The sequence below is a fragment of the Acidovorax sp. CF316 genome (assembly GCF_000276605.1).
Lineage (GTDB): Bacteria > Pseudomonadota > Gammaproteobacteria > Burkholderiales > Burkholderiaceae_C > Acidovorax.
In genome coordinates, this window is sequence record NZ_AKJX01000268.1 from 1 (window position 1) to 22,860 (window position 22,860).

19 protein-coding genes are annotated in these 22,860 nt (G+C 67.0%); 12 read left to right on the forward strand and 7 right to left on the reverse strand.

Features of this window, described 5'->3' with window-relative positions; all coding sequences use genetic code 11:
- From PMI14_RS29970 to PMI14_RS30000, 7 genes are all read right to left on the reverse strand, one after another.
- A partial coding sequence (locus PMI14_RS29970; protein ID WP_007860827.1) for an acyl-CoA dehydrogenase family protein occupies positions 1-254 on the reverse strand: 254 nt, incomplete at its 3' end.
- 4 nt (positions 255-258) lie between these two features.
- Positions 259-2,238: a biotin carboxylase N-terminal domain-containing protein gene (locus tag PMI14_RS29975; RefSeq protein WP_007860831.1), complete on the reverse strand. Its 1,980-nt coding sequence runs from the start codon at positions 2,236-2,238 to the stop codon at positions 259-261.
- Entirely contained in the window at positions 2,235-3,050 is an 816-nt protein-coding gene (locus PMI14_RS29980; protein WP_007860833.1) for an enoyl-CoA hydratase/isomerase family protein, read from the reverse strand. The genes PMI14_RS29975 and PMI14_RS29980 overlap by 4 nt, the downstream gene beginning before the upstream one ends.
- A 13-nt stretch (positions 3,051-3,063) precedes the next feature.
- Entirely contained in the window at positions 3,064-4,245 is a 1,182-nt protein-coding gene (locus PMI14_RS29985) for an acyl-CoA dehydrogenase family protein (RefSeq protein ID WP_007860835.1), read from the reverse strand.
- Between the two features lie 52 nt (positions 4,246-4,297).
- Positions 4,298-5,911, reverse strand: coding sequence for an acyl-CoA carboxylase subunit beta (locus tag PMI14_RS29990; RefSeq protein ID WP_007860837.1), 1,614 nt, complete (start codon positions 5,909-5,911; stop codon positions 4,298-4,300).
- On the reverse strand, positions 5,908-6,819 hold the full coding sequence (locus PMI14_RS29995; RefSeq protein ID WP_007860843.1) for an SDR family oxidoreductase: 912 nt from the start codon (positions 6,817-6,819) through the stop codon (positions 5,908-5,910). The genes PMI14_RS29990 and PMI14_RS29995 overlap by 4 nt, the downstream gene beginning before the upstream one ends.
- Positions 6,820-6,822: 3 nt before the next feature.
- Entirely contained in the window at positions 6,823-7,551 is a 729-nt protein-coding gene (locus tag PMI14_RS30000; protein ID WP_007860845.1) for a TetR/AcrR family transcriptional regulator, read from the reverse strand.
- Between the two features lie 310 nt (positions 7,552-7,861).
- Here PMI14_RS30000 and PMI14_RS33845 point away from each other — a divergent pair, with 310 nt between their 5' ends.
- From PMI14_RS33845 to PMI14_RS30055, 12 genes are all read left to right on the forward strand, one after another.
- The gene (locus tag PMI14_RS33845) at positions 7,862-8,986 is read left to right on the forward strand and encodes a carboxypeptidase regulatory-like domain-containing protein (protein WP_007860850.1); all 1,125 of its coding nucleotides are present in this window, start codon (positions 7,862-7,864) and stop codon (positions 8,984-8,986) included.
- A gap of 279 nt (positions 8,987-9,265) precedes the next feature.
- On the forward strand, positions 9,266-9,406 hold the full coding sequence (locus PMI14_RS35180; RefSeq protein ID WP_157405917.1) for a hypothetical protein: 141 nt from the start codon (positions 9,266-9,268) through the stop codon (positions 9,404-9,406).
- A gap of 280 nt (positions 9,407-9,686) precedes the next feature.
- Complete coding sequence (locus PMI14_RS33850; RefSeq protein ID WP_007860852.1) at positions 9,687-11,003, forward strand: M12 family metallo-peptidase; 1,317 nt, start codon at positions 9,687-9,689, stop codon at positions 11,001-11,003.
- A gap of 165 nt (positions 11,004-11,168) precedes the next feature.
- On the forward strand, positions 11,169-11,765 hold the full coding sequence (locus tag PMI14_RS30015; RefSeq protein WP_238541931.1) for a hypothetical protein: 597 nt from the start codon (positions 11,169-11,171) through the stop codon (positions 11,763-11,765).
- Positions 11,762-13,522 carry a type I secretion system permease/ATPase gene (locus PMI14_RS30020; RefSeq protein WP_007860856.1) on the forward strand — a complete coding sequence of 587 codons (1,761 nt, stop codon included), beginning with the start codon at positions 11,762-11,764 and terminating at the stop codon, positions 13,520-13,522. Before PMI14_RS30015 ends, PMI14_RS30020 begins: the two co-directional genes overlap by 4 nt.
- Before the next feature lie 19 nt (positions 13,523-13,541).
- Positions 13,542-15,299, forward strand: coding sequence for a type I secretion system permease/ATPase (locus tag PMI14_RS30025; RefSeq protein ID WP_007860858.1), 1,758 nt, complete (start codon positions 13,542-13,544; stop codon positions 15,297-15,299).
- Positions 15,300-15,356: 57 nt separating this feature from the next.
- Positions 15,357-16,718, forward strand: coding sequence for an HlyD family type I secretion periplasmic adaptor subunit (locus PMI14_RS30030; protein WP_007860859.1), 1,362 nt, complete (start codon positions 15,357-15,359; stop codon positions 16,716-16,718).
- A 4-nt stretch (positions 16,719-16,722) separates the two neighbouring features.
- Positions 16,723-18,111 carry a TolC family outer membrane protein gene (locus PMI14_RS30035; protein ID WP_007860860.1) on the forward strand — a complete coding sequence of 463 codons (1,389 nt, stop codon included), beginning with the start codon at positions 16,723-16,725 and terminating at the stop codon, positions 18,109-18,111.
- 196 nt (positions 18,112-18,307) lie between these two features.
- Positions 18,308-19,408: a glycosyltransferase gene (locus tag PMI14_RS30040; protein ID WP_007860862.1), complete on the forward strand. Its 1,101-nt coding sequence runs from the start codon at positions 18,308-18,310 to the stop codon at positions 19,406-19,408.
- A 190-nt stretch (positions 19,409-19,598) separates the two neighbouring features.
- On the forward strand, positions 19,599-20,489 hold the full coding sequence (gene argB / locus PMI14_RS30045; protein WP_007860864.1) for an acetylglutamate kinase: 891 nt from the start codon (positions 19,599-19,601) through the stop codon (positions 20,487-20,489).
- Between the two features lie 13 nt (positions 20,490-20,502).
- Positions 20,503-21,195: a response regulator transcription factor gene (locus tag PMI14_RS30050; protein ID WP_007860866.1), complete on the forward strand. Its 693-nt coding sequence runs from the start codon at positions 20,503-20,505 to the stop codon at positions 21,193-21,195.
- Between the two features lie 79 nt (positions 21,196-21,274).
- A complete protein-coding gene (locus PMI14_RS30055) occupies positions 21,275-22,726 on the forward strand; it encodes a sensor histidine kinase (RefSeq protein ID WP_007860868.1) in 1,452 nt (483 codons plus the stop codon).
- The last annotated feature ends 134 nt before the right edge of the window (positions 22,727-22,860 follow it).

Genomic DNA, 22,860 nt, shown 5'->3' on the forward strand with positions numbered 1-22,860 from the left:
CCGGAGCGCCACAGGCCCTGCCACAGCGGCAGGCGCAGCGCATAGCTGGCGGGCGTGCCGCCGTACTGCTCGGGGTAGCCCAGGCCGAGCAGGCCCAGGTCGCCCGCGCGGCGGTACAGCGTGCGGGGGAACTCGCCCGCTGCGTCCCAGGCATCCACATGCGGTGCGATCTCGGTGCGGGCAAAGCGCGTGACCGTGTCGGTCAGGGCTGCGCGGTCGGCGCGCAGGCCATCGTCATCCGTGGGGAGCGGCATGGCCTTATGCCTCCTGCGACGCAAAGCGCGCCAGCACTTGGCCCGGTGCAACCTGCTGGCCTGGTGCCACCAGCAGTTCGACCACCGTCACGGCGGCAGGGCAGGTGAGGCTGTGTTCCAGCTTCATGGATTCGAGCACCACCACCGTGGCGCCTGCCGGCAAGGCCTTGCCAACGGCCACGGGCGCTGCCACCACGCGGCCGTTGAAGGGGGCTCGCAGTTCGTTCGTGCCATGGGCTGCGCCTGCGCCTGCGCGTGCGGCGGGTTCCCATGACACATCTTCCACCCAGCCGTCTGCACCACCGGTCTGCCAGTGCCAGCGGTGCGGGCCCACTGCCACCGTGCGCACGGCATGCGTCACTCCACCCAGGGTGCATTGCACGCGGCCATCGGGCAGCGGGACCAGCTGGATGGCAATGGATTCTTCTTCAGCCATCTGTTCGACGTGCAGGCACCCCTGGCCCATCTCACGCACGGCCATCGGCCGCACCTCACCCTGGTGGCGCAGCCGCATGGGGCGCGCAAAGCTGCAGGGCAGGGTGGTGGCGCGGGTCGGGAACAGGGCCGCCATGGCGCCGGGCAGCAGGGCGGCTTGCTGCTGCTGGTGCAGGGACGCGCGCAGGGCATCGCCTTCATCCGTGAGGAAGGGCACGCGCGCCTGCCCGGCGCGGAACTGCGTGTGGTCGAGGCAGGCGGCCAGAAAGGCGCGGTTGCTGGGCAGCCCGAGCAGCGAGGTACCGTGCAGCGCGCGCACCAGCGCATCGATGGCATCGCCGCGTGTGGCGGCATGCACGATGAGCTTGCCCAGCATGGCATCGTAGTGGGGCGTGACCTCCGTGCCTTCTTCCAGCGCATGGTCAAAGCGCAGACCGCCCAGCGGAGCGCGCTGGAAGGCAGTGGCCTGCGGCGTGCCCAAGTGCAGCACCCGCCCTGTGTGCGGCGTAAAGTGAGCGTCTTCCGCGCACAGCCGCACCTCGATGGCATGGCCCTGCAAGGCCACCTGGTCCTGCATCAGGGGCAGGGGCTCGCCGCGTGCCACGCGGATCTGCCACTCCACCAGGTCCAACCCGGTGAGCGCTTCGGTCACCGGGTGCTCCACCTGCAGGCGGGTGTTCATCTCCATGAGGAAGAAGGCACCGGGCTGCTCTTCGTCAAGCAGGAATTCCACGGTGCCCGCTCCCACATAGCCTGCCGCCTGGGCCAGCGCCACCGCGCAGGCGGCCATGCGTTCGCGCAGCGCGGCATCCACGGCGGGGCTGGGTGATTCCTCGACCAGCTTCTGGTGGCGCCGCTGTACCGAGCAATCGCGTTCGCCCAGGTGGATGCAGTGGCCGTGCGCATCGGCAAACACCTGCACCTCCACATGGCGTGGACTGAGCAATGCGCGCTCGATCAACAGGTCGCCACAGCCAAAGCCTGCCAGCGCTTCCGACCTCGCGCTGGCCAGTGCTGCGGGCAACTGCGCGGCCTCGGTCACCAGCCGCATGCCGCGCCCGCCGCCGCCGGCCACGGCCTTCACCATCAGCGGAAAGCCGACGCGGTCTGCCTCGGCCGCAAAGCGTTCATCGCCCTGGTCGCTGCCCGCATAGCCGGGCAGGCAGGGCACGCCCTGGGCCTGCGCGAGTGCCTTGGCGCCGGCCTTGCTGCCCAGCGCGCGTATGGCGGCGGGCGGCGGGCCGATCCAGGCAAGGCCGGCATCCACCACCGCCTGCGCGAACTCGGCGTTCTCGCTGAGAAAGCCATAGCCAGGGTGCACGGCGTCGGCGCCCGTGGCGCGTGCTGCCGCCAGCAGCTTGTCGATGCGCAGGTAGCTGTCGGTACTGGCGCTGCCGCCCAGTGCCACGGCCTGGGTGGCCTCGCGCACATGCAGGGCCCGGGCATCGGGGTCGGAGTACACGGCGACCGTGGCAATGCCCATGGCGTGTGCCGTGTGCACGATGCGGCGGGCGATCTCGCCGCGATTGGCGATCAGTATCTTCTTCATGCCGAAGCACTCCAGGGTGGCGCCTTGCGGGCCGTGAAGGCTGACAGCCCCTGTGGCGCCTCGGGCCCGCGCAGAGCATGGGCAAACAGGTGGGCGGCGTCGTCCAACAGGGCTGGCAAGGGCAGCGTGCCCTGCACCTGCAGGAGCAGGTGTTTGGTGGCGGCAATCGCCTGGGGCGCAGTGGCCGCCAGGCGCTGGATGGTTGCCTGCACGGCTTCGTCCATCGCGCCGTCGACCACTTCATCCACCAGCCCGGCCTGTTGCGCGGCAGCCGCACCGCTGCGCGCTCCCGACAGCAGCCAGCGCCGGGCCGCAGCAGGCCCGAGCCGCCGCACCACAAACGGGGCGATCTGCGCGGGCACCAGCCCCAGCGTGACCTCGGGCGCACCGAACTGCGCATCCGCATCCGCGAGCACCAGGTCGCCGCAGCAGGCCAGGCCCAGGCCGCCGCCCATGGCAGCACCCTGCACCGCGATCACCAGCCATTGGGGCAGGCCGCACAAGGCCTGCAGCAGCGTGCCGAAGCGGCGGTTCAGCGGCACCAGCGGATCGGGCACGCCCGCGTCGAGCGGCTGGCCTATGGCCTTGGCAAAGCCGCCCAGGCTGCCGCCTGCGCAGAAGTGCCCGCCTGCGCCGCGCAGCACCACGCCGCGCAGCGCGGCATCGTTGCGTGCACGCGTACAGGCGCTCAGCAGGGCATCCACCATGGCATCGGTCAGCGCATTGCGGCTGGCCGGGTCATTGAGGGTCCAGGTCTCCAGGAAAAGGCCGCTGCCCAGCGGCGCGCGGTCGATCAGCAGGGCATCGGGCATGCTGTGTCCTGGTTCAGTGGGCGGTGGGACGCTTGGCGATGCCCATGGTCTTGGAGAGGATGCCCAGCATCACCTCGTCGGCCCCGCCGCCGATGGAAGCCAGGCGCCCGTCGCGGAACATGCGCGAAACCTTGTTCTCCAGCGTGAAGCCCATGCCGCCCCAGAACTGCAGGCAGGTGTCGGGCACCTCGCGGTTCAGTCGCCCGGCCTTGAGCTTGGCCATGGAGGCCAGCTCCAGCACGTCCTGCCCGCCCACGTAAAGCTCGCAGGCGCGGTAGGTCAATGCGCGCAGGGCCTCCACTTCGGTCTTGAGCTCGGCCAGTTTGAACTGCACCCACTGCTGGTCGGCCAGCGCACCGCCGAAGAGCTTGCGCTCCTGCGCCCATTCGATGGTCCAGCCGATGCAGTTGGTCAGCGATTCCAGCGTGCTGGAGGCGCACCACAGCCGCTCTTCCTGGAACTGCTGCATTTGGTAGATGAAACCCTGGCCCTCGGCGCCGATGCGGTAGCGCTGCGGTACGCGCACCTCGTCGAAGTAGAGCAGGCCCGTATCGCTGCTGTGCATGCCGATCTTGCGGATCTTCTGCGCCACCTCCACGCCCTTGGTGAGCTGGCCGCCGCGGCCGTCGCGCAGGGGCACCATCACCAGGCTCTTGTTGCGATGCACGGGGCCCTCGCCGGTGTTGACCAGCATGCACATCCAGTCGGCCTGCAGGCTGTTGGTGATCCACATCTTCTGGCCGCTGATCACGTAGTCGTCACCATCCTTGCGTGCCGTGGTCTTGATGCCGGACACATCGCTGCCGGCAGCGGGCTCACTCACGCCGATGCAGCCCACCGTGTCGCCCGCAATCGCGGGGGCCAGGAAGTCGCGCTTGAGCTCCTCGCTGCCGTGGCGCGCCAGCGCTGGCGTGCACATGTCCGTCTGCACGCCGATGGCCATGGGCACGCCGCCGCAGTGCACGTGGCCCAGCGTCTCGGCCATGGCCACGGAGTAGGAGTAGTCCAGGCCCGAGCCGCCGTATTCCTCGGGCTTGCACAGGCCCAGCAGGCCGAGTTGGCCCATCTTCTTGAAGACCTCGTGCGCCGGGAAGATCTCGGCTGCCTCCCACTCGTCCACATGGGGGTTGATCTCCTCGTCGATGAAGCGCTTGAGGGTCTTCTGGATCTCGCGGTGCTCGTGCGTGAACTGCATGGTGTGTCTCCGTTGATTTTTGTGTGGACCAGTGCAAGACAGGGGAAGGGGTCTACATGCGTGCCACCCCGAACTGCATGGGGTGCACCTGGCGTGTCTGGGCGTCGGCGCAGGTGGCAAGGCACAGGGCCAGCACGGCGCGCGTGTCGCGCGGGTCGATCACGCCGTCGTCCAGCAGCAGGCCGCTGGTGTAGAAGGCGTCGGCCTGCGCCTCGAACATGGCCACGATCTTGTCGAACTGGGCCTGCGACTCGGCCGGGTCGGGCGCGATGCCTTTGCGCGCCAGCGCTGCCTCGGTCACGATCTGCATGGTGCGCGCGGCCTGCTCGCCGCCCATCACGGCGGTCTTGGCGCCGGGCCAGCTGAACAGGAAGCGCGGTGCATAGCCGCGCCCGCACATGCCATAGTTGCCGGCGCCGAAGCTGGCGCCGCACTGGATGGTGATCTGCGGCACGGTGGCGTTCGATACCGCCTGGATCATCTTGCTGCCGTGCTTGATCATGCCGCCCTGCTCGCTGTCCTTGCCCACCATGTAGCCGGTGGTGTTCTGCAGGTAGACGATGGGGTGGCCGAGCTGGCACATCCACTGGATGAAGTGCGCTGCCTTGTTGGCACCCGCCACGTCGATGGGGCCGTTGTTGGTGATGAAGCCCACGGGGCGGCCATCGATGCGCGCCTGGGCGCACACGGTGGCCACGCCGTAGCGGGCCTTGAATTCGAGCAGCTCGGAGCCATCGGCGATGCGCGCGATCACCTCGCGCATGTCCACGGGCTGGCGCAGGTCGTCGGGCATCAGGGCCAGCAGGTCCTCGGCATCGAGGGTCGGCGCCGGGGCTGCGGATGCCGGGCGCATGTTGGCCCAGCCGGAGGCCTCCACCACGGCGCGCGCCATGCCGATGGCCTCGCGGTCGTCCTGTGCCAGGTACTCGCCCAGGCCCGAGATGCTGGTGTGCATCTCGGCACCGCCCAGTTCCTCCTCGGTGGCGATCTCGCCCGTGGCGGCCTTGAGCAACGGCGGCCCGGCCAGGAAGGCGCGCGAGCGCCCCTGCACCATGATGACCACGTCCGACAGCCCCGGCATGTAGGCACCGCCCGCCGTGCCCGAACCGTGCTGCACCGTGATCACCGGGATGCCGGCCGCCGACAGCCGCGCCAGGTTGCGGAACAGGCTGCCGCCATGCACGAAGCCCTCTACCCGGTAGCGCATGAGGTTGGCGCCCGCGCTCTCCACCAGGTGCACGAAGGGCAGGCGATTGTGCAGCGCGATCTCCTGCACGCGCAGGATCTTCTCGAGGCCCATGGGCTGGATGGCCCCGGCTTCGATGCCCGAGTCGCTGGCCACCACCATGCAGCGCACGCCCGACACCATGCCGATGCCGGCGAGGATGCCACCACCGGGAACGGACTTCGCGGGGTCCTTGGTGTCCTGCAGGTAGCCCGCCAGCGTGGCCAGGGGCAGCCAGGGCGTGCCGGCATCGAGCAGCAGCGCAACGCGCTGGCGCGGCAGCAACTGGTTGCGCTTGTCGAACTGCGGTTGCGAGCGGGCCGAAGCGGCCGCGGCGCTGTCCTCGAGGGCGCGCAGGGCGTCCAGGCGCGCCAGTTGGGCGCTGCGCCGCCTCTGCGCGTCGGGCGCCAAGGCATTGAACCGCGAGGCGAAGACGGTCATGGCGCTGCCTCCGGCGGTTGCTGCGGCTGGGCTGCAAACACGCGCGGCACCTGGGCGCGGTGGAAGCCCTCGAACGGCCGCACGGCAGGCCGTTGCTGCCTTGCGGCGTCGGGCACCTGCATGGGCCAGCCCAGGCGGGCCTGGGGGCGGGCGCCGTCGACGCGCACGGTGGTTCCGCTGATGAAGCTGGCGGCAGGGCTGAGCAAAAAGACGATGGCCGCCGAAACCTCGGCCTCGGTACCGAAGCGCCCCTGCGGCACGGTGTGGCGCATGGCGCGCAGCATGTCGGCGGCGGCGGGCGGGTAGTTGTCCATGCCGCTCGATGCGATGTAGCCCGGTGCCACGGCATTTACGCGCACGCCGCTGCCCGCCCATTCAAGGGCGGCTGTCTCGGTGAAACTGACCATGCCGGCGCGCGCCGCGCCGCTGTGGCCCATGCCCGGCATGGAGCCCCACATGTCGGCCACGATGTTGACGATGGCGCCGCCCTGGGCCTGCATCCACTGCCGGTGGCACTCGCGCGCCATCAGGAAGCCGCCGGTCAGGTTGGTGTTCAGCACCGCCTCCCAGCCCTTGGCGGAGATGCTGGCCAGCGGCGCCATGAACTGGCCGCCCGCGTTGTTCACCAGGGCGTCGATGCGGCCGTGCTCGGCCAGGGCCTGCTGCACGACGATGCCCACGGCCTCCTCGGAACGGATGTCGCAGGCATGCCAGGAGGCTTGCCCGCCGTCGGCCGTGATCTCGGCCTGCACGGCCTGGAGCTTCTCGGCCTTGCGCCCGACGAGCACCACCTGCGCACCCAACCGGGCCAGCTCGTGCGCCGTGCAGCGGCCGATGCCCGAGCCGCCGCCGGTGACGATGGCCACCCGTCCTGCGAAAAGACCTGGTGCAAACACGCTCTGGTACATGGCTCACGCCTCCCGTATGAACAGTGCCAGCGCCTCACCGGTCAGCTCGTCCAGCGACTTGCCGCCCTTGGGGGCAAACCACTGCACGGCCCAGTTGAGGGCGCCAAAAAGGAACAGGCGTGCCAGGCGGGGGGCGGCCTGCAGCGTGCCCTGCCGGGACAGCGCTTCGAGCGTGGGCATCCAGGCGGCCTCGTAGGCGTCCTTGACGCGGGCTATCCCCTTGCGCTGTGCGGGCGTCAGCGAGCGCCATTCGTACAGCATCACCGGGATGAAGCCACTGCGTGGGCCCAGCAGGATCTCGAAATGGTGGCGGATCAGCACCCGCAGTTGTTCACGTGGCGTGGCAGTGGGGGGGAGCGCGGCGAGCGCCTGCTGCTGGCTTTGCAAAGCCATGACCATGCCTTCGTTCATGACGGCGTGGAGCAGGGCCCCTTTGCTTTCGAAGTGGTAGAAGGGCGAGCCGCTGTGCATGCCTGCGGCCGCCGCGATGTCGCGCGTGGTGGTGGCCGCAAAGCCCTTGGTCAGAAACAGCCTGGCCGCCCCGTCCATGAGCTTGCGGCGGCGGTTGCCGTCATCGACTTCTTCCGCAGTCTTGCGCGGGCGACCGCGTGGGCGCCGGGGTTCATTGGCAGCAATTGCCGGGGCTTTGCGGGCGCGGGCAGCAGGCGCCGTGAGGGGCACAGGGGCCTTGGGGGCGGCGGGACGTTTGCGCCGGGTTGCAGGGGATTCCATGGGCTGCACGATAGCAAAGGGTTTTATTTTTAGCAAGCGGGTGCTTTGTGAAAATACTGACCCCTGTCGGAGTGGTCCAAAGCCGGGTCGCCAGGGCGGTTTGGCCTGCGCGGCGGCCGAAATTGTTCCCAATCGTTGATTCGTCCATCAAGTTGAAACAGCCGGAAGCAGAAAATGAATGGTTCGTTGGCCTATTTGCTTCTTTGGCTGCCAACTGTCTTTAAAAGCGTTCTTTGGTGAGGGGGTGGTTTTGGGGACGCTTGTGCACATGCCCTACGCTTCGCGTTCCATCCAACGAGAGGCAGGTTTCATGAACACATTCGGTATCGCCCGCTGGGCGCGTGGCGCCATCGTCGCCGCCGCATCCGCCACCCTGGTGCTGGGGGTGCAGGCACAGGTCATTGATTTTTCCGGCACCCGGGGCGCGGGCGTCAACCAGACGGATGTGCTGCTGGAAAACCTGCGCCTGCTGGTGCCGGTGGCCAACCCGCAGCAGCCTGGCACCACGACCACGGTGGAGTCCAACTACAACATCCTGTTCCGCTTCGATCCGGCCACCTTGCACCTGGTGCCTGTGGGCCTTCAGCAGACCGGTGGGTCGGGCGCGGTGCAGTGCGCCACAGCCCAGGTGACGGTGTTCGATGCGCTGCGGGGCGCGAACCTCCCCCTGGCCAACGCGTCGGTCACGCTGGGCACGCGCTCGGCCACCACCAATGCGCAGGGCGTAGCCTCTTTCGCGGGGCTGGCGCAGGGCTTCTTCACGGTGACCACGACGGCGCCCAACTACTCGCCCGCCAACCAGACCGTGCTGCTCAACTGCGCCGCACCCAACCAGGTGGCAGTGGCCTTGTCGCCAGCCAGTGGCAGTACGGGAGGTCTGGTTGCCGGCCAGTTCCGCACCATCCTGACCTGGGGTGAGAATCCGCGCGACCTGGATTCGCACCTGACAGGGCCATCGGCCAGCGGGGCTGCGCGCTGGCATGTGTACTTTGCCGGCAAGAATGCGGGCGACATGTGTGCGCTGGACGTGGATGACATCTCCTCCTACGGGCCTGAGACGGTGACCTGCCCGCCCACGGCCAGCACGGGCAGTGCGGGGCCTGGCGCGCTGCGTCCGGGCGTCTACCGCTATTCGGTGCACCACTATGCGGGCTCGGGCAACCTGGGCACATCGAATGCCAACGTGCGACTGGAGCTCTCCAATGGCCAGGCCTACACGTTCACGCCGCCGGCAGCGCCCTACACCGGCTCCAACAATGTCTGGACGGTGTACGAGCTGACGGTGCTGGCCGATGGCTCGGTGGGCGTGGCGCCGGTCAACTCGGTGATGGCGAATGTATCGTCGGGCAGCGTGGCCCGCGAACTGCCGATTGCCGAAGGCACCGGGCTGGGCCAGGCGGAAAGCCCCTCGACGTTCCGGAACCTGGCCAAGTAGGCGGGTGAAGCCGCTGCCGCGCGCGGGTGCCCCTGGCGCGCGGCATTGCATCGCGGAGGTATGAGCGGTGAGCGTATGTAAGGCCCCGCCCTCCGAGGTCGGGTCAGGCGAGTGTGACTTTGATAGCAGAAAAGCACTGCTGTATGCGCTCTTCAGGCGATTTTGGCGTTGCTGCGCATGCAGCAGATGGGCCGCCTGCAGGCACTGGCATCCTTGCTTAACAGAGACATTTGCAGGGTTAATGGCAGCGGGCAGGAGTGCCGGTGATAAGGTAAAGGCATGAACACACCGAACCAAACCCCCACGCCCTCGCCATCCGGTCTTGACCCGGAAAAGATGCGCAGCGACCTGGCAAACCTGCTTCGCAAGGCCGCGCCGCCGCAGGACAAGTCCGCTGCTGACAAGCCTGCTGGCAAGTAAGGAACCGAAAGCCGCGCGACGCCGCCGGCCCGCATTGCGGGTGGGCGGCGTTTTTCTTGGTGGCCTGCCATGCGGGGCCGGTGATAACGACAGCCCACTGCAAAGCGGCGACCATTGGTTTTCCATATCGGTCGCAAACGGGCTGCAGTGATAAAGTGGTGCGGCACCTGTCTGTCCCGCGGCCAGATCCGTTCTTCGACCCCAATTCGCTGCCTGTCTGTAGGGGCGGGATGGATGGGGTCTCGGCGGATGGGGCTGCCTGAAAGAAGAAAGCCCGACCATGGCCACCGTTTCCGATCTCCAGAATGTCGTGTACTCCGGCAACCCGCAGGCCGACGCCCTGTTGGACAACCCGTCGCCGTGGAACTTCTTTCCCGATGGCCGCAAGGTGCTGTACTACACCTTCGATGCCAGCCCCGGCAGCGTTGCCGCCACCGATGCGGGACGTGCGATCACCGCATTCAATACGGCGCAACAGCAGGCCACGCGGCAGATACTGCAGCATGCCGCGGCGGTCACGGGCATCACCTTCACCGAGGTGGGCAGTTCCGCCCAGGCGGACCTCCACTTCGTCGCGACGAATATCCCAGGGGCGTCGACGGCCGGGCTGGCGTCCACCTTCTACAACTACAGTTACAACGGCAGCCAGACACTGACCCGGCTCAACGCGGAGTCGGTGGTCTACCTCGATAACGTGGAGCATGCCGGCATCAACAACCAGCCCACGGCGGGCGGCGCCGGGTACGAGGTGCTGCTGCACGAGGTGGGGCATGCGCTGGGGCTGGCGCACCCTTTTGACTTCGCCAGGCCGCTGCCCGTATCGCAGGACAACACCAACAACACGGTGATGTCGTACACGCGTGCCGGCCCCTACAAGACCACCTTCCAGGCCTTCGACCTGCTGGCCCTGGACTGGATCTACGGGCGGGACGGCCTGGGCGGCACCTGGGGCATGAATTCCACGAATGGCCCGACGCTGAACTTCTCCAGCCAGCCCAGCGGCACGGCGGGCCCCGATGTATTCACCAGCACGCAGGCCAATGAGGCCTTCAATGGCGCCGGGGGCGTGGACACCCTCGTGGCCCAGGGTGCCCGGGGTGGCTATTCGCTGACGCGCAAGGACGGGGGCTGGCAACTGGCCGATGGGACGGCGGGGCGGGATGGTACCGACACCTTGCTGCAGATCGAGCGCGTGCGCTTTGCCGACCGCTCCGTGGCGCTGGACCTCGATGGCGCGGCGGGCACGACAGCGCGCCTGCTGGGCGCGCTGGTCGGCCCGGTGGGGCTTTCCAGCCGGGAACTCGTGGGGGCGGTGCTGGGCGTGGTGGACTCGGGTGCGTCGCAGCTGCAACTGGCGCAACTGGGCCTGAACGCGTTGCTGGGCGCCTCGGCCACGCCGGAGCAGGTGGTGGCGCTGCTATTCGGCAACGTGGTGGGGGCTTCCGCAGACGCTGCCACCGTGCAGTCGCTGGCCGGCCTGATCCGGTCAGGTGCCTACACCAATGCGTCATTCACGGTGGCCGTGGCCAACCTGGACATCAATGCCGCCCACATCGATCTGGTGGGGCTGAGCGCGCGGGGTCTTGACTACGCCTGACCCGGGCGCCCTGAAGCCGGCTTTCTCCGCCTGTGGCAGCCCCAATCCGGGCTGCATCTTCTGCTGCCTGTGATTCGGATCACTCCGGCAAGACGGGCGCCTGGGATGCCGGTGAAAAAATTCATATAGGAACTGGTAGACTCCGCTTCCTATATGAATTCTCTCTTGCGCATTCCGCTCAACGCTACACCCGAGCAGGTGGAGCGGCTGCATGCATTGCAGGTGGGTTTTTCCAGGGTGTGCAATGCCATTTCGCCCGTGGTGCAACAGACCCGGACATGGAATCGTGTGGCGCTGCACCACCTGACCTACCGCCAGTTGCGCGAGCAGTTCCCGGAAATGGGCTCGCAGATGGTGTGCAATGCCATTTATTCGGTATCGCGCACGGGGCGCCTGATCTTTCAGCACCCGGCCAGCCCCTTCCATCTTTCGCGGCTGGGCGACAAGCCGCTGCCCTTGTTGCAGTTTGCAGACAGTTGCCCGGTGTACTTTGACCGCCACACCCTGAGCGTCAAGGGTGGTCAGCTGTCCATGTTCACGCTGGACGGACGCATGCGCTTCCAGCTGGCGCTGCGTCCAGCGGACGAAGAGAGCTTTCACGCGCGCAAGTTGCGCGAAATCGTCCTGTCGCGGCGGGCTGATGGCGTCTATGAATTGTCTTTTTTACTGGGCAGCGAATCCAACGGCGCTGCATTGGCCTCTGACCAGGCCATGCCCGACGGCGAGATCCCCGAATACATCATGGTCCACGAGACAGTATGAAACCCAACCTCCCTCCCTCTGAACTGCGTCAGGCAATTTCCTCGCTGAGGCCATTTTTCGTGCGTTCCGGCTGGTTCAGCGTCTTCTCCAGTCTGCTGGTGCTGGCGCCTTCCGTGTACATGCTGGAAGTCTATGACCGGGTGGTAAACACGCGCAACCACACTACGCTGGTGATGCTCACGCTGCTGGTGCTGGGGGCCTACGTGCTGATGGAGGTGCTGGAATGGGCGCGCAGCGAGGTGATGCGCTCTGCCAGCGTAGAGCTCGATCACCGCATGAGCGGGCGTGTCTTCGGCGCCATCTTCGAAGCCAGCCTCAAGCGCCTGCCCGGGGGATCTCAGCAGCCGCTGAATGACTTCCGGATGGTGCGCGACTTTCTGTACTCTCCAGCACTGCTGGCCGTCATGGAGGCCCCTATCGCACTGGTGATGATGGTGCTCCTGTTCATGATCAGCCCGGTGTTGGGATGGGCGGCGCTCGCCTTCGGGGTATTGCAGGTGATCGTGGCCTGGTTCAACGAGCGTGCCACCAAGCCGCCGCTGATGCAGGCCAATGGCAGTTCGATTGCTGCACAGCAGTATGCCGACGGCGCCCTGCGCAATGCCGAGGTGATCGAGTCTATGGGCATGCTGCGCGACACGCACAAGCGCTGGCAGAACAAGCAGCGCGATTTCCTGCGCTTGCAGGCGCTGGCGTCCGAGCGCGCAGGCGGCTTTCAGGCGCTCTCCAAGTTCGTGCAGAACACCTTGAGTTCGCTGCTGCTGGGGCTGGGTGCCTGGCTGCTTTTGCGCAACGAACTCAATGGCGGCGCGGGGATGATGATCGTCGCATCCATCCTGGGCGGGCGCATGCTGGCTCCTTTGGTCCAGGTGGTGACGCAGTGGCAGACGGTCGTAAACGTGCGGGATGCCTGGATGCGGTTGGACCAGTTGCTGACAGCCCTGCCTGCTGCTTCGGTGAACATGGCCCTGCCTGCACCACGGGGCGCGCTCCAGGTCGAGCAGCTGATTGCATCGGCGCCTGGCAACCCTGCCCATATCCTGCGCGGAGTGGCTTTCGCATTGAATCCCGGCGAAGTTCTGGTGGTGGTGGGGCCATCGGCCTCGGGCAAGACCACACTGGCCCGTTTGCTGGTGGGCTTGTGGCCTGCGGCCGGGGGCAAGGTACGGCTCGACGGCGCTGACGTGTACACCTGGAACAAGGCGGAACTGGGCCCGTACATGGGCTATCTGCCCCAAGGCGTGGAACTGTTCGAAGGCACGTTGGCCGAGAACATCGCCCGGTTTGGCAAGGTCGATATGGTCAAGGTGGAAGCTGCAGCCCGCGCGGTCGGCCTGCACGAGTTCATCCTTTCCCTGCCGCACGGCTACGACAATCCCGTGGGTTCCGATGGTGCCCGGCTATCGGGTGGCCAGCGCCAGCGGGTGGGGCTGGCCCGCGCACTCTACGACGACCCGGTGTTCGTGGTGCTGGACGAACCCAATTCCAGTCTCGACGAACAGGGCGATGCGGCGCTGGCGCAGGCCATCCAGGCGGCCAAGGCGCGCGGCACCACCTTCGTCATCATGACCCACCGCACCAGCGTGCTGGCCGTGGCCGACAAGATGCTGGTGCTGCGCGACGGACTGCAGCAGGTCTTCGGACCGCGCGACGAGGTCATTGCAGCCTTGAACCAGGCTGCACAACAGCAGGCCCAGGCGGCACAAGCACGGCAGGCAACGCCGCAAGGTTCGGCGCCTGCGCTGGCTGCATCCTGATATCCACGCGAGTCCATTCATGAAGAAAACTGGTTTTTTCCACCGCAGCGAGCTCACCGAGGCGCTGTGGACCTTCCGGCGGGAGTTCATCGTGGTTGGCATCTTCAGCATGGTGGCCAATGTGCTCATGCTGGCGCCCACCATGTACATGCTGCAGGTCTTTGACCGCGTCATGTCCAGCCGCAGCGAACTGACCCTGATCGTCATGTCGCTCATCACGCTGTTCTTTTTCATCGTGATGGCGTTTGCCGAGTGGATGCGATCGCGCGTGCTCGTGCATGCCGGCCTGCGCCTGGATGGGGTGCTCAGCACCCGTGTCTTCAACGCCAGTTTCGAGGCCCGCCTGAGCCAGACCGGGGCCTCGGTGGTGCGCGCATTCACGGACCTCATCCAGATCCGCCAGTTCCTCACGGGCAATGGCATTTTGGCGTTCTTCGACATTCCTTGGGCTCCTATCTACCTGGCCGTGCTGTTCTTTCTGCACCCCGTGCTGGGCTATGCGGCGCTGGTCTTCGCAGCGATCCAGGGTGCGTTGGCATGGTTTGGCCACCGCCACACCGTAGCGCCATCGGAAGCCGCATCCAAGGCCACATCGGAATCGGGTGCCTATCTGCAAAGCAAGCTGCGCAATGCGGAGGCGCTGGAGTCCATGGGCATGGTGCACAACCTGCGCCCCCACTGGGCCAAGCGCCATGCCAAGGCCCTGGAGTTGCATGGCCAAGCCCAGGCGCTCACGCACCGTATCAGTGCCTGGAGCAAGCTCATTCGCTACAGCCAGCAGTCGCTTGCACTTGGTATTGGCGCCTTGCTGGTGATCGACGGCCAGCTGTCGCCCGGCGGCATGATTGCCGCCAACGTGCTCATGGGGCGTGCACTAGCGCCCATCGACATGCTGGTCGGCACCTGGCGCAGCTTCATCGGTGCGCGCAGCGCTTTCGAGCGCCTGGAGGATCTGCTGCGCACACACCCTGAACGTGATGCCGCACTGTCTCGTGTCGCGCCCAAGGGGGATGTTTTGGTGCGTGGGCTGGTGGCAACGGCTCCCGGTCGGCCGCTGCCCATTCTCAAGGGCGTGAGTACGGCAGCCCCAGCGGGAACGGTGACCGTTGTCCTGGGCCCTTCGGGGTCGGGCAAGTCCACCCTGGCGCGCTGCCTGATGGGCATCTGGCCCGGTGCGTCGGGCGAGATGCTGCTCGATGGTTTGCCCCTCGATGGCTGGGACCGCATGGAGCTGGGGCCGTACCTGGGCTATCTACCACAGGACATCGAGCTCTTCGAGGGCTCCATTGCCGAGAACATTGCGCGCTTCGGGCAGGTCGACCCCGAAAAAGTCATTGCCGCAGCGCGTAGCGCGGGCCTGCACGAAATGATCCTGCGCTTTCCCAAGGGCTATGACACGCCCATCGGCGAGGCGGGCAACCTCCTCTCCGGCGGCCAGCGCCAACGCGTGGGCCTGGCACGGGCCATGTATGGCGACCCGGTGATGGTGGTGCTCGATGAGCCTAACGCCAACCTGGACGACGTGGGCGAAGCCGCCCTGGTTCGCGCGGTGCAGGAACTCAAGTCCAAGGGGTGCACGGTATTCCTGATCACCCACCGGCCCGGGATCCTGGCCGTTGCAGACCGGCTGCTGGTCCTTCAGGACGGCGCTGTGGTGGCCGACGGGCCGCGTGACGCGGTGCTGGACGCCCTGCGCGCGGGCCATGCCGCCGCTGCAGCTGCGCAGTCTTCGCCTCCGGCTGCGACATCGGGCGGGCTGCAGCCCGCGCCCGTATGAGCGCGGCGCCAACGCCGCACTCCGTTTTATTGATGCCTCTTTCTGTCGGGTACTGACATGGTCAAATCATTGTTTCCTTTGAATAAGAAGCCGGATCCATCGCTGGACGGCAACGAAGCCGTGGCGCTTCCCGCAGCCGGAGACTCCGGCCGTGCCGGGCGCATGGGCTTGTGGGCGCTGGCCATCGGTTTTGGCGGGTTCCTGCTGTGGGCGTCTCTGGCTCCTCTGGATGAAGGGGTGCCGGCTGCCGGTATCGTCGCCATCGACACTAAGCGCAAGGCGGTACAGCACCTGAGTGGCGGCATCGTCAAGGAGGTGCTGGTGCGCGAAGGCGATGAGGTGAAGGAAGGTCAGTTGCTGATCCGCCTGGACTCGGCCGTGGCACGGGCCAACTACGAGTCTGTGCGCCAACGCTACCTGGGACTGCGCGCCATGCAGGGGCGCCTGCTGGCAGAGCAGGGCGGCCTGGCCAGTATCAGTTTCCATGCCGACCTGCAGGCCGCAGGCTCCGACCCGCTCATCCGCCAGCAGATGCAGAACCAAGAGCAGCTGTTCATGACGCGGCGCAGCCTGTTGCGTTCCGACCTGCAATCCATTGAGGAAAGCATCCAGGGCCAGGAAGGCCTGCTGCAGGCCTATGACGGCATGCTGGCCAGCCGCAAGAGCCAGTTGTCGCTGATCAATGAAGAGTTGAGCAATCTGCGTGGTCTGGTCAAGGAAGGCTATGCACCACGCAACCGTCAACTGGAGATGGAGCGCATGGTCGCCGACTCCACGACGGGGATTGCCGATCTTCAGGGCAATACCATCCGCGCGCGCCGCACCATTGGTGAGTTGCGCCAGCGCGCCCTGTCGCGCCAGCAGGAATATCGCAAGGAAGTCGAGAGCAGTCTGGCTGAAGTGAGCCGCGAAGTGCTCTCGGACAATGAAAAGCTGCATGCCGTCACCGACGACCTGGGGCGCACCGAGATCAAGGCGCCAGCCTCTGGCCAGGTGGTGAGTCTGGCCATCCAGACCGTGGGCGGTGTGATTGCACCCGGGCAAAAGCTCATGGACATTGTGCCCAAAGATGCCTCGCTGCTGCTGGAGGCGCATGTGGCCCCGCACCTGATCGACCGCGTGCATTCTGAGCTGCCGGTGGATGTGCGGTTCTCCTCCTTCGCCCACTCGCCCCAATTGGTGGTGGACGGCAAGGTGGTGTCCATCTCCGCCGACTTGCTGGTCGAGCCGCAGACCAATGTGAGCTACTACTTGGCGCGCATCCAGGTGACGCCGGAAGGCATGAAGAAGTTGGGCAAGCGCCAGTTGCAACCGGGCATGCCCGTGGAAGTCATCTTCAAGACCGGCGAGCGCTCGATGCTGACCTACCTGCTGCATCCGCTGACCAAGCGGCTGGCTGCGTCCATGACCGAGGAGTAAAGCCATGACCCCGCAACGACATGCCATCCTGCCTGCGGGCAGCACCCGACGCGGGCCGGTAGCCCGTCTGGGCCTTCTGGCCGCTGCAGTGGCCGGATTGCTGGCGGCGGCACCGGCCTGGTCCATCGACCTGCGCCAGGCCTATGAAGCCGCCCTGGCCAACGATGCGACCATCCGCTCCTCGCGCGCGGCAGCCGATGCCAGCCGCGAGCAACTGCCGCAGGCGAAGGCGCAGCGGCTACCCAACGTCTCTTTCTCTGCGGGTCGCAACAAGAACGACCTCACCAGCGAAACCCAGAACGTTCTGGGTCAACCGGTCACCACGGAAAACAAGTACTACAGCGGCAACCAGGCGCTCACCATTCGCCAGCCGCTGTACCGCCCCTTCCTTGGCGCGCTGGTCAAGCAAGCCGAGGCCGTGGTGCAGGATGCGGATGCCACGCTGGAAAGCGCGGAGCAAACCCTCGTGGTGCGTGTGGGCGAAGCCTACTTCGAGGCGCTGCTGGCCGAGGAGCAGCTGGCGCTCATCAGCTCGCAGAAGAGCACCTACACCACCCAGCTCGATGCGGCCAAGAAAGGTTTTGCGGCAGGCAGCGGCACCCGCACGGACATCGACGAAGCACAGGCACGGCTGGACCTGACCTATGCCCAGGAGCTGGAGGTCCAGCAGAACGTGGAGTTCACCCGCCGCAAGCTGGAGACCATCACCGGGCAGCCGGTGGGAACCCTTGCGCGGCTGGACCTGGCGCGTTTCACCCCTGGGGCGCCCACGCCAAACCTGGTGGAGGACTGGATTGCCCGTGCCGAGCAGGCGAGCCCCGACGTCAAGGCCTTGCGCGCCCGACTGGAGGCCGCGACCTTCGAGATCGACAAGGCCAAGGCGGGGCACAAGCCCACACTCGATGCCGTCGCGCAGTGGTCGCGCAACAGCAGCGACAGCGTGACCAACGTGAATTCGCGCTATGACAACAAGTCCATTGGCTTGCAGCTCACGGTTCCGATCTATGCCGGCGGTTATGTCAACTCTACCGTGCGCCAGGCCGTGGCCAGTGCCGAGCGGGCCCGCGAGCTGTTGGAGGCCCTGCGCCTGGACCTCAGTGTGCGCGTGCACCGCGAATTCCGCGGCATGACCGAGGGCGTGCTGCGCATCAGTGCCCTGGAGCAGGCTGTGCGCTCGGCCGAGCAGGCCGTGCTGTCCAACCAGATGTCCTTCAAGGCCGGTGCCCGTACCACGCTGGACGTGCTCAACGCCGAGCAGCAAAAGACCACGGCGCTGCGCGACCTGGCCCAGGCGCGCTACCTGTATGTGGCGTCGCGCCTGCGCCTACAGTCCCTGGCTGGGGACGAGCGTGCTGCCAGCGTGACGGAGATCAACGCCTGGCTGGCCCTTTGATTCGGGCGCGCGCCACTGCCTCCAACGGCTTCTCCAGGTCGTTGGCGGCCAGGGGTGGGGAGGGTGCTCGGGTATATGAATGCAATCGAGATGCATTCGTGTTGTTGCCCCTTGGCGCTTTTTGTGTGACCAGCCGCACGCAGGGGTACATGAGGTTACTTGCCGATACAGGCCCTGCAGTTACGATTGGCGCCTCATGATTTGGTTGTCCGTGGTGGGTTTTCTGGTGGCGGCGATGGCTGCAGGGTTCGTCGTACGCTGGGTGCGGGGACATGCGTCAGCCTATGGAAACGGTATGCCACAGCGCTTCCACATGGGGGATGTGCCGCGCCTGGGAGGCGCTGCCCTGCTGCTGGGCCTGGCAAGCGCCTGGGGCCTGGGCATCCTGCAGTCCTTCCTGGGAGACCCCGGCTCCCTGCGCCTGGGGTGGTGGGTCGGCAGCTGGCTGCTGGTGTTGCTGCCGGCGGTGCTCGGCGGCATTGCCGAGGACATGACCCAGCGACTGGCCGTGCGCTACCGCCTGGCCCTGACGGGCGCTTCCGGGTTGCTGGCCATCTTCCTCCTCGATCTTTCCGTTCCGCGCATCGGCCTGCCCTGGGTCGACATGCTGTTGTCGGCCTGCCCCTGGCTGGGCCTGGCCATCGTGGTGCTGGCGGTGGCGGGCCTGCCCCACGCCTTCAACATCATCGACGGCTACAACGGCCTGGCCGGCATGGTCGCCATCATCGTCTGCCTCGCGCTGGCCCACGTGGCCCTGCAGGTGGGAGACCGTTCCCTGGCGGCCCTGCTGGTGACCACGGCAGCCGCTACGGGAGGGTTTCTGGTCTGGAACTACCCGCGGGGCATGCTGTTTGCAGGGGATGGTGGGGCCTATGTGTGGGGCGTCGTCATTGCCCTGGCCAGTATCTCCCTGGTACAGCGCAATGCCGATGTCTCTCCCTGGTTTCCCATGCTGCTCCTGATCTACCCGGTCTGGGAAACGGTCTTCTCGATCTACCGCAAGGCGGTGCGGGGGGTGTCCCCCGGGGTGGCCGATGCGCTGCATTTCCACCAGCTGATCTACCGGCGCATCGTGCGCGGCGTATTCCACGACGACGAGTCGCGCCGCGTGCTCATGCGCAACAACCGCACTTCGCCCTACCTGTGGGGTTTCACCCTGCTCACCGTGGTTCCTGCCATCCTGTTCTGGAACAACACCCTGGTGTTGATGGGCTTCTGCTGGCTTTTCGTGATCAGCTACGTCGTGGCCTACCTGGCCATCGTGCGGTTCAAGGTGCCGGATTGGCTGCGCAGGTGAGCACCCCCTGAGTCGCTTTGCGCCATTCCCCCGAGGGGGATGCTCCCGGCGCGGCGGGGCGGCCCTTGCGCGGGAGCGCTGGCAGGGCCGGGCCAGTTTCTTGCGCTCCGCGCGGGTAATGCTTGCAAGACCGGCCCGCGAATGCGGCACAATTTGCGCATCCTCGTTTTTCTCTGGATGGCACGCCCCCATGACCGATCTTCTCTCGATTGCGCCCCGCGACAAGGCTGAAATTCTGGCCCAGGCGCTGCCCTACATCCGCAAGTTCCATGGCAAGACCATGGTCATCAAGTACGGCGGTAACGCCATGACCGACCCGGCCCTGCAGGCCGACTTCGCCGAAGACGTGGTGCTGCTCAAGCTCGTGGGCATGAACCCTGTGGTGGTGCACGGTGGTGGGCCGCAGATCGAGACGGCCCTGAACCGTCTGGGCAAGAAGGGCGAGTTCGTCCAGGGCATGCGCGTGACCGATGCCGAGACCATGGAAGTGGTGGAGTGGGTGCTCGCTGGCGAAGTGCAGCAGGACATCGTGGGCCTGATCAACCAGGCCGGCGGCAAGGCCGTGGGCCTGACCGGGCGCGACGGCGGCATGATCCGGGCGCAAAAGCTCAAGCTGCTCGATTCCAAGGACCCGAGCATCGAACACGACGTGGGCCAGGTGGGCGACATCCTCTCCATCGACCCGAGCGTGGTCAAGGCGCTGCAGGACGATGCCTTCATCCCCGTGATCAGCCCCATCGGCTTCGGCGAGAACAACGAAAGCTACAACATCAACGCCGACGTGGTCGCCAGCAAGCTGGCCACCGTGCTCCAGGCCGAGAAGCTGATGCTCCTGACCAACACCCCTGGCGTGCTGGACAAGCAGGGCAACCTGCTCACCGACCTCACGGCGCGCGAGATCGACGCGCTGTTTGCCGACGGCACCATCTCCGGCGGCATGCTGCCCAAGATCGCAGGCGCGCTGGATGCCGCCAAGGCTGGCGTGCACGCGGTGCACATCATCGACGGCCGGGTGCCGCATGCCATGCTGCTCGAAATCCTGACCGACCAGGCCTACGGCACGATGATCCGCAGCCACTGAACCTGGTGATGGAATGAGACTGCTGCTGGTCGAAGACGACGTGATGGTGGCCAGCGGCATCAAGCTGGGGTTGTCCGACGCCGGCTATGCAGTCGATTGGGTCGGCAGCGGCGAACGCGCGGAAGAAGTCCTGCGCGTCGAATCCTTCGACGCCGCCATCATCGACATCGGCCTGCCCGCGATGGATGGGCTCGAGCTCACGCGGCGCCTGCGCCGCCCGGACATGGCCAGCCCTTCGATGCCGGTGCTGATCCTGACCGCGCGCGACGCCCTGCATGACCGGGTGCAGGGCCTGGATCTTGGGGCCGACGACTACATGGTCAAGCCCTTCGAGCTGCCTGAGCTGCTGGCCCGCCTGCGGGCCCTGCTGCGCCGCTCGCAGGCCGCCACCACGGCCGTGCTCAGCTTCGGCCCGCTGGAGCTCGACACCGCGGGCCGGCGCGCAAGCGTGCGCTCCGATGCCGGCGAGCAGGTCATCGAGCTGGGCCCACGCGAGTGGACGGTGCTCGAGTACCTGCTCATCAATGCGCCCAAGCCCGCCAGCAAGGACAAGCTGCTGCAGGCGCTCACCGGCTGGGACAAGGAAATCACCCCCAACGCGGTCGAGGTGTATGTCTCCCGCCTGCGTGGCAAGCTCGAGCCGCACGGCGTGGCACTGCGCTCGATCCGGGGGTTTGGCTACCGGCTGGAACTCCAGGCCGGCTGAAACCTCCCCCTCTCTTCTTCTCGCGGCCCTGACCATGGAAACCCGGATCCCTCCTGTGCGACGGCCCGGACTGCGGGCCATGACCTCGGACCTGCGCAACCGCTTGCTGCTGCTGCTGGTGCTGCCCCTGTGCGTGCTGGCGACCATCGGGGTCTGGCTGGACTACCGGTCGGCGGACGAGGCAGCCGGCCAGCACGACCAGCGCCTGCTGCGCCTGCTGCCGGCCCTGTCCGACTCGGTGCTGGCGCCGGCCATCCGCGACAACGACCCGCCCCTGCTGCTGCTGGCCCCTCCCTTGGAGGACTTCCTGCGGCAGAACGCCGGCTTTTCGGGTTACAGCGTGCGCGACCCTTCGGGCAAGCTGCTGCTGGGCGACGACTGGGTGCACAGCGCCGTGCCCACCACCCAGGCGCCCGAGTTCCACAGCATGGAATACAGCGGCGTGACCTACCGCGTGGCCGTGCAGCGCGGCCGGACCGGGGCCGGAGAGATGGTGGTGGCCCTGGCCGATGGCTCCGACCCGCGCCAGCAATGGGCCCAGCAACTGCTGCTGCGCGTGCTGCTGCCCAACTTGGTGCTGGTGGCTGCTGCCGCACTGGCCATCCACTGGGCGGTGCGCCAGGCCTTCAAACCGCTGGTGGACCTGGCCGAGGCGGTGGAGCACCGCTCGCCGCGCGACCTGAGCCCCATCGACGAAGCCGCCTCGCCATCCGAGGTGCGACCGCTCGTGCATTCGCTCAACCGCCTGTTCGCCCTGGTCAATGCCCAGGCCGAGGGCCAGCGCCGCTTCGTGGCCGATGCCGCCCACCAGTTGCGCACCCCGCTCGCCGGGCTGCAGGCCCAGGTCGAAGCCTGGGCCATGATGGCCAAGGCGGCGGCGCCCCAGCGGCAGTCGCCGTCCGGCCATGACAAGAAGGGCCCGGTGTCCACAGACGGGCGTACGCAGGGCGCCATCGTGCTGGGTGTCGACCAGATCGAAAAGCTGCGCAACGCCACACGCCGTACCTCGCAGCTCGCGCACCAGTTGCTTGCCCTGTCGCGGGCCGATGCGCGCAGCCTCGACGCCCAGCAGCCCCAGCGCGTGGACCTCAAGGATCTGTGCGAGACCCTGCTGGAAACCTTTCTCGACCCCGCCACCGGCAAGGGCCTGGACCTGGGCCTGGAGGTGCAGCCCGTGCACGTCACCGGTCACGGCTGGCTGCTGCGCGAGCTGCTGTCCAACCTGGTGGACAACGCCATCAAGTACACACCGCCCTCGGGCATCGTCACCATCCGCTGCGGCATGCGCCAGGGTAAGAGCGGGCCGCCGCGGGTTTTCCTGCAGGTGGAGGACGATGGCCCGGGCGTGCCCGACGCCGAGCGCACCCGGGTGATGCAGCGCTTTTACCGGGTGCCGGGCACGGTGGGCGAGGGCACGGGCCTGGGCCTGGCGATCGCCGACGAGATCGCCCGTGTGCACCGTGCGTCGCTGACCCTGGGCACCGGGGCGCAGGGACGCGGCCTGATGGTGACTGTGGTGTTTCCGCTGTAGCCTGCGCAGTACGGCGGCGGGCGCCGAGGCCTGTGCGAGAATCATTTCCACACATGATTTACGCCCTGCCGCAAGCCCGGGGCATGCCGAGACCCGGCATGCGTCCAGGTGGCAGGGACCACGGCCCCCAGGGC

Bases quoted from the DNA above. Each gene is read 5' to 3' on its own strand.
- PMI14_RS29975 (WP_007860831.1), bottom strand. From the start codon at position 2,238: ATGAAGAAGATACTGATCGCCAATCGCGGCGAGATCGCCCGCCGCATC.
- PMI14_RS29980 (WP_007860833.1), bottom strand. From the start codon at position 3,050: ATGCCCGATGCCCTGCTGATCGACCGCGCGCCGCTGGGCAGCGGCCTT.
- PMI14_RS29985 (WP_007860835.1), bottom strand. From the start codon at position 4,245: ATGCAGTTCACGCACGAGCACCGCGAGATCCAGAAGACCCTCAAGCGC.
- PMI14_RS29990 (WP_007860837.1), bottom strand. From the start codon at position 5,911: ATGACCGTCTTCGCCTCGCGGTTCAATGCCTTGGCGCCCGACGCGCAG.
- PMI14_RS29995 (WP_007860843.1), bottom strand. From the start codon at position 6,819: ATGTACCAGAGCGTGTTTGCACCAGGTCTTTTCGCAGGACGGGTGGCC.
- PMI14_RS30000 (WP_007860845.1), bottom strand. From the start codon at position 7,551: ATGGAATCCCCTGCAACCCGGCGCAAACGTCCCGCCGCCCCCAAGGCC.
- PMI14_RS33845 (WP_007860850.1), top strand. From the start codon at position 7,862: ATGAACACATTCGGTATCGCCCGCTGGGCGCGTGGCGCCATCGTCGCC.
- PMI14_RS35180 (WP_157405917.1), top strand. From the start codon at position 9,266: ATGAACACACCGAACCAAACCCCCACGCCCTCGCCATCCGGTCTTGAC.
- PMI14_RS33850 (WP_007860852.1), top strand. From the start codon at position 9,687: ATGGCCACCGTTTCCGATCTCCAGAATGTCGTGTACTCCGGCAACCCG.
- PMI14_RS30020 (WP_007860856.1), top strand. From the start codon at position 11,762: ATGAAACCCAACCTCCCTCCCTCTGAACTGCGTCAGGCAATTTCCTCG.
- PMI14_RS30025 (WP_007860858.1), top strand. From the start codon at position 13,542: ATGAAGAAAACTGGTTTTTTCCACCGCAGCGAGCTCACCGAGGCGCTG.
- PMI14_RS30030 (WP_007860859.1), top strand. From the start codon at position 15,357: ATGGTCAAATCATTGTTTCCTTTGAATAAGAAGCCGGATCCATCGCTG.
- PMI14_RS30035 (WP_007860860.1), top strand. From the start codon at position 16,723: ATGACCCCGCAACGACATGCCATCCTGCCTGCGGGCAGCACCCGACGC.
- PMI14_RS30040 (WP_007860862.1), top strand. From the start codon at position 18,308: ATGATTTGGTTGTCCGTGGTGGGTTTTCTGGTGGCGGCGATGGCTGCA.
- argB (WP_007860864.1), top strand. From the start codon at position 19,599: ATGACCGATCTTCTCTCGATTGCGCCCCGCGACAAGGCTGAAATTCTG.
- PMI14_RS30050 (WP_007860866.1), top strand. From the start codon at position 20,503: ATGAGACTGCTGCTGGTCGAAGACGACGTGATGGTGGCCAGCGGCATC.
- PMI14_RS30055 (WP_007860868.1), top strand. From the start codon at position 21,275: ATGACCTCGGACCTGCGCAACCGCTTGCTGCTGCTGCTGGTGCTGCCC.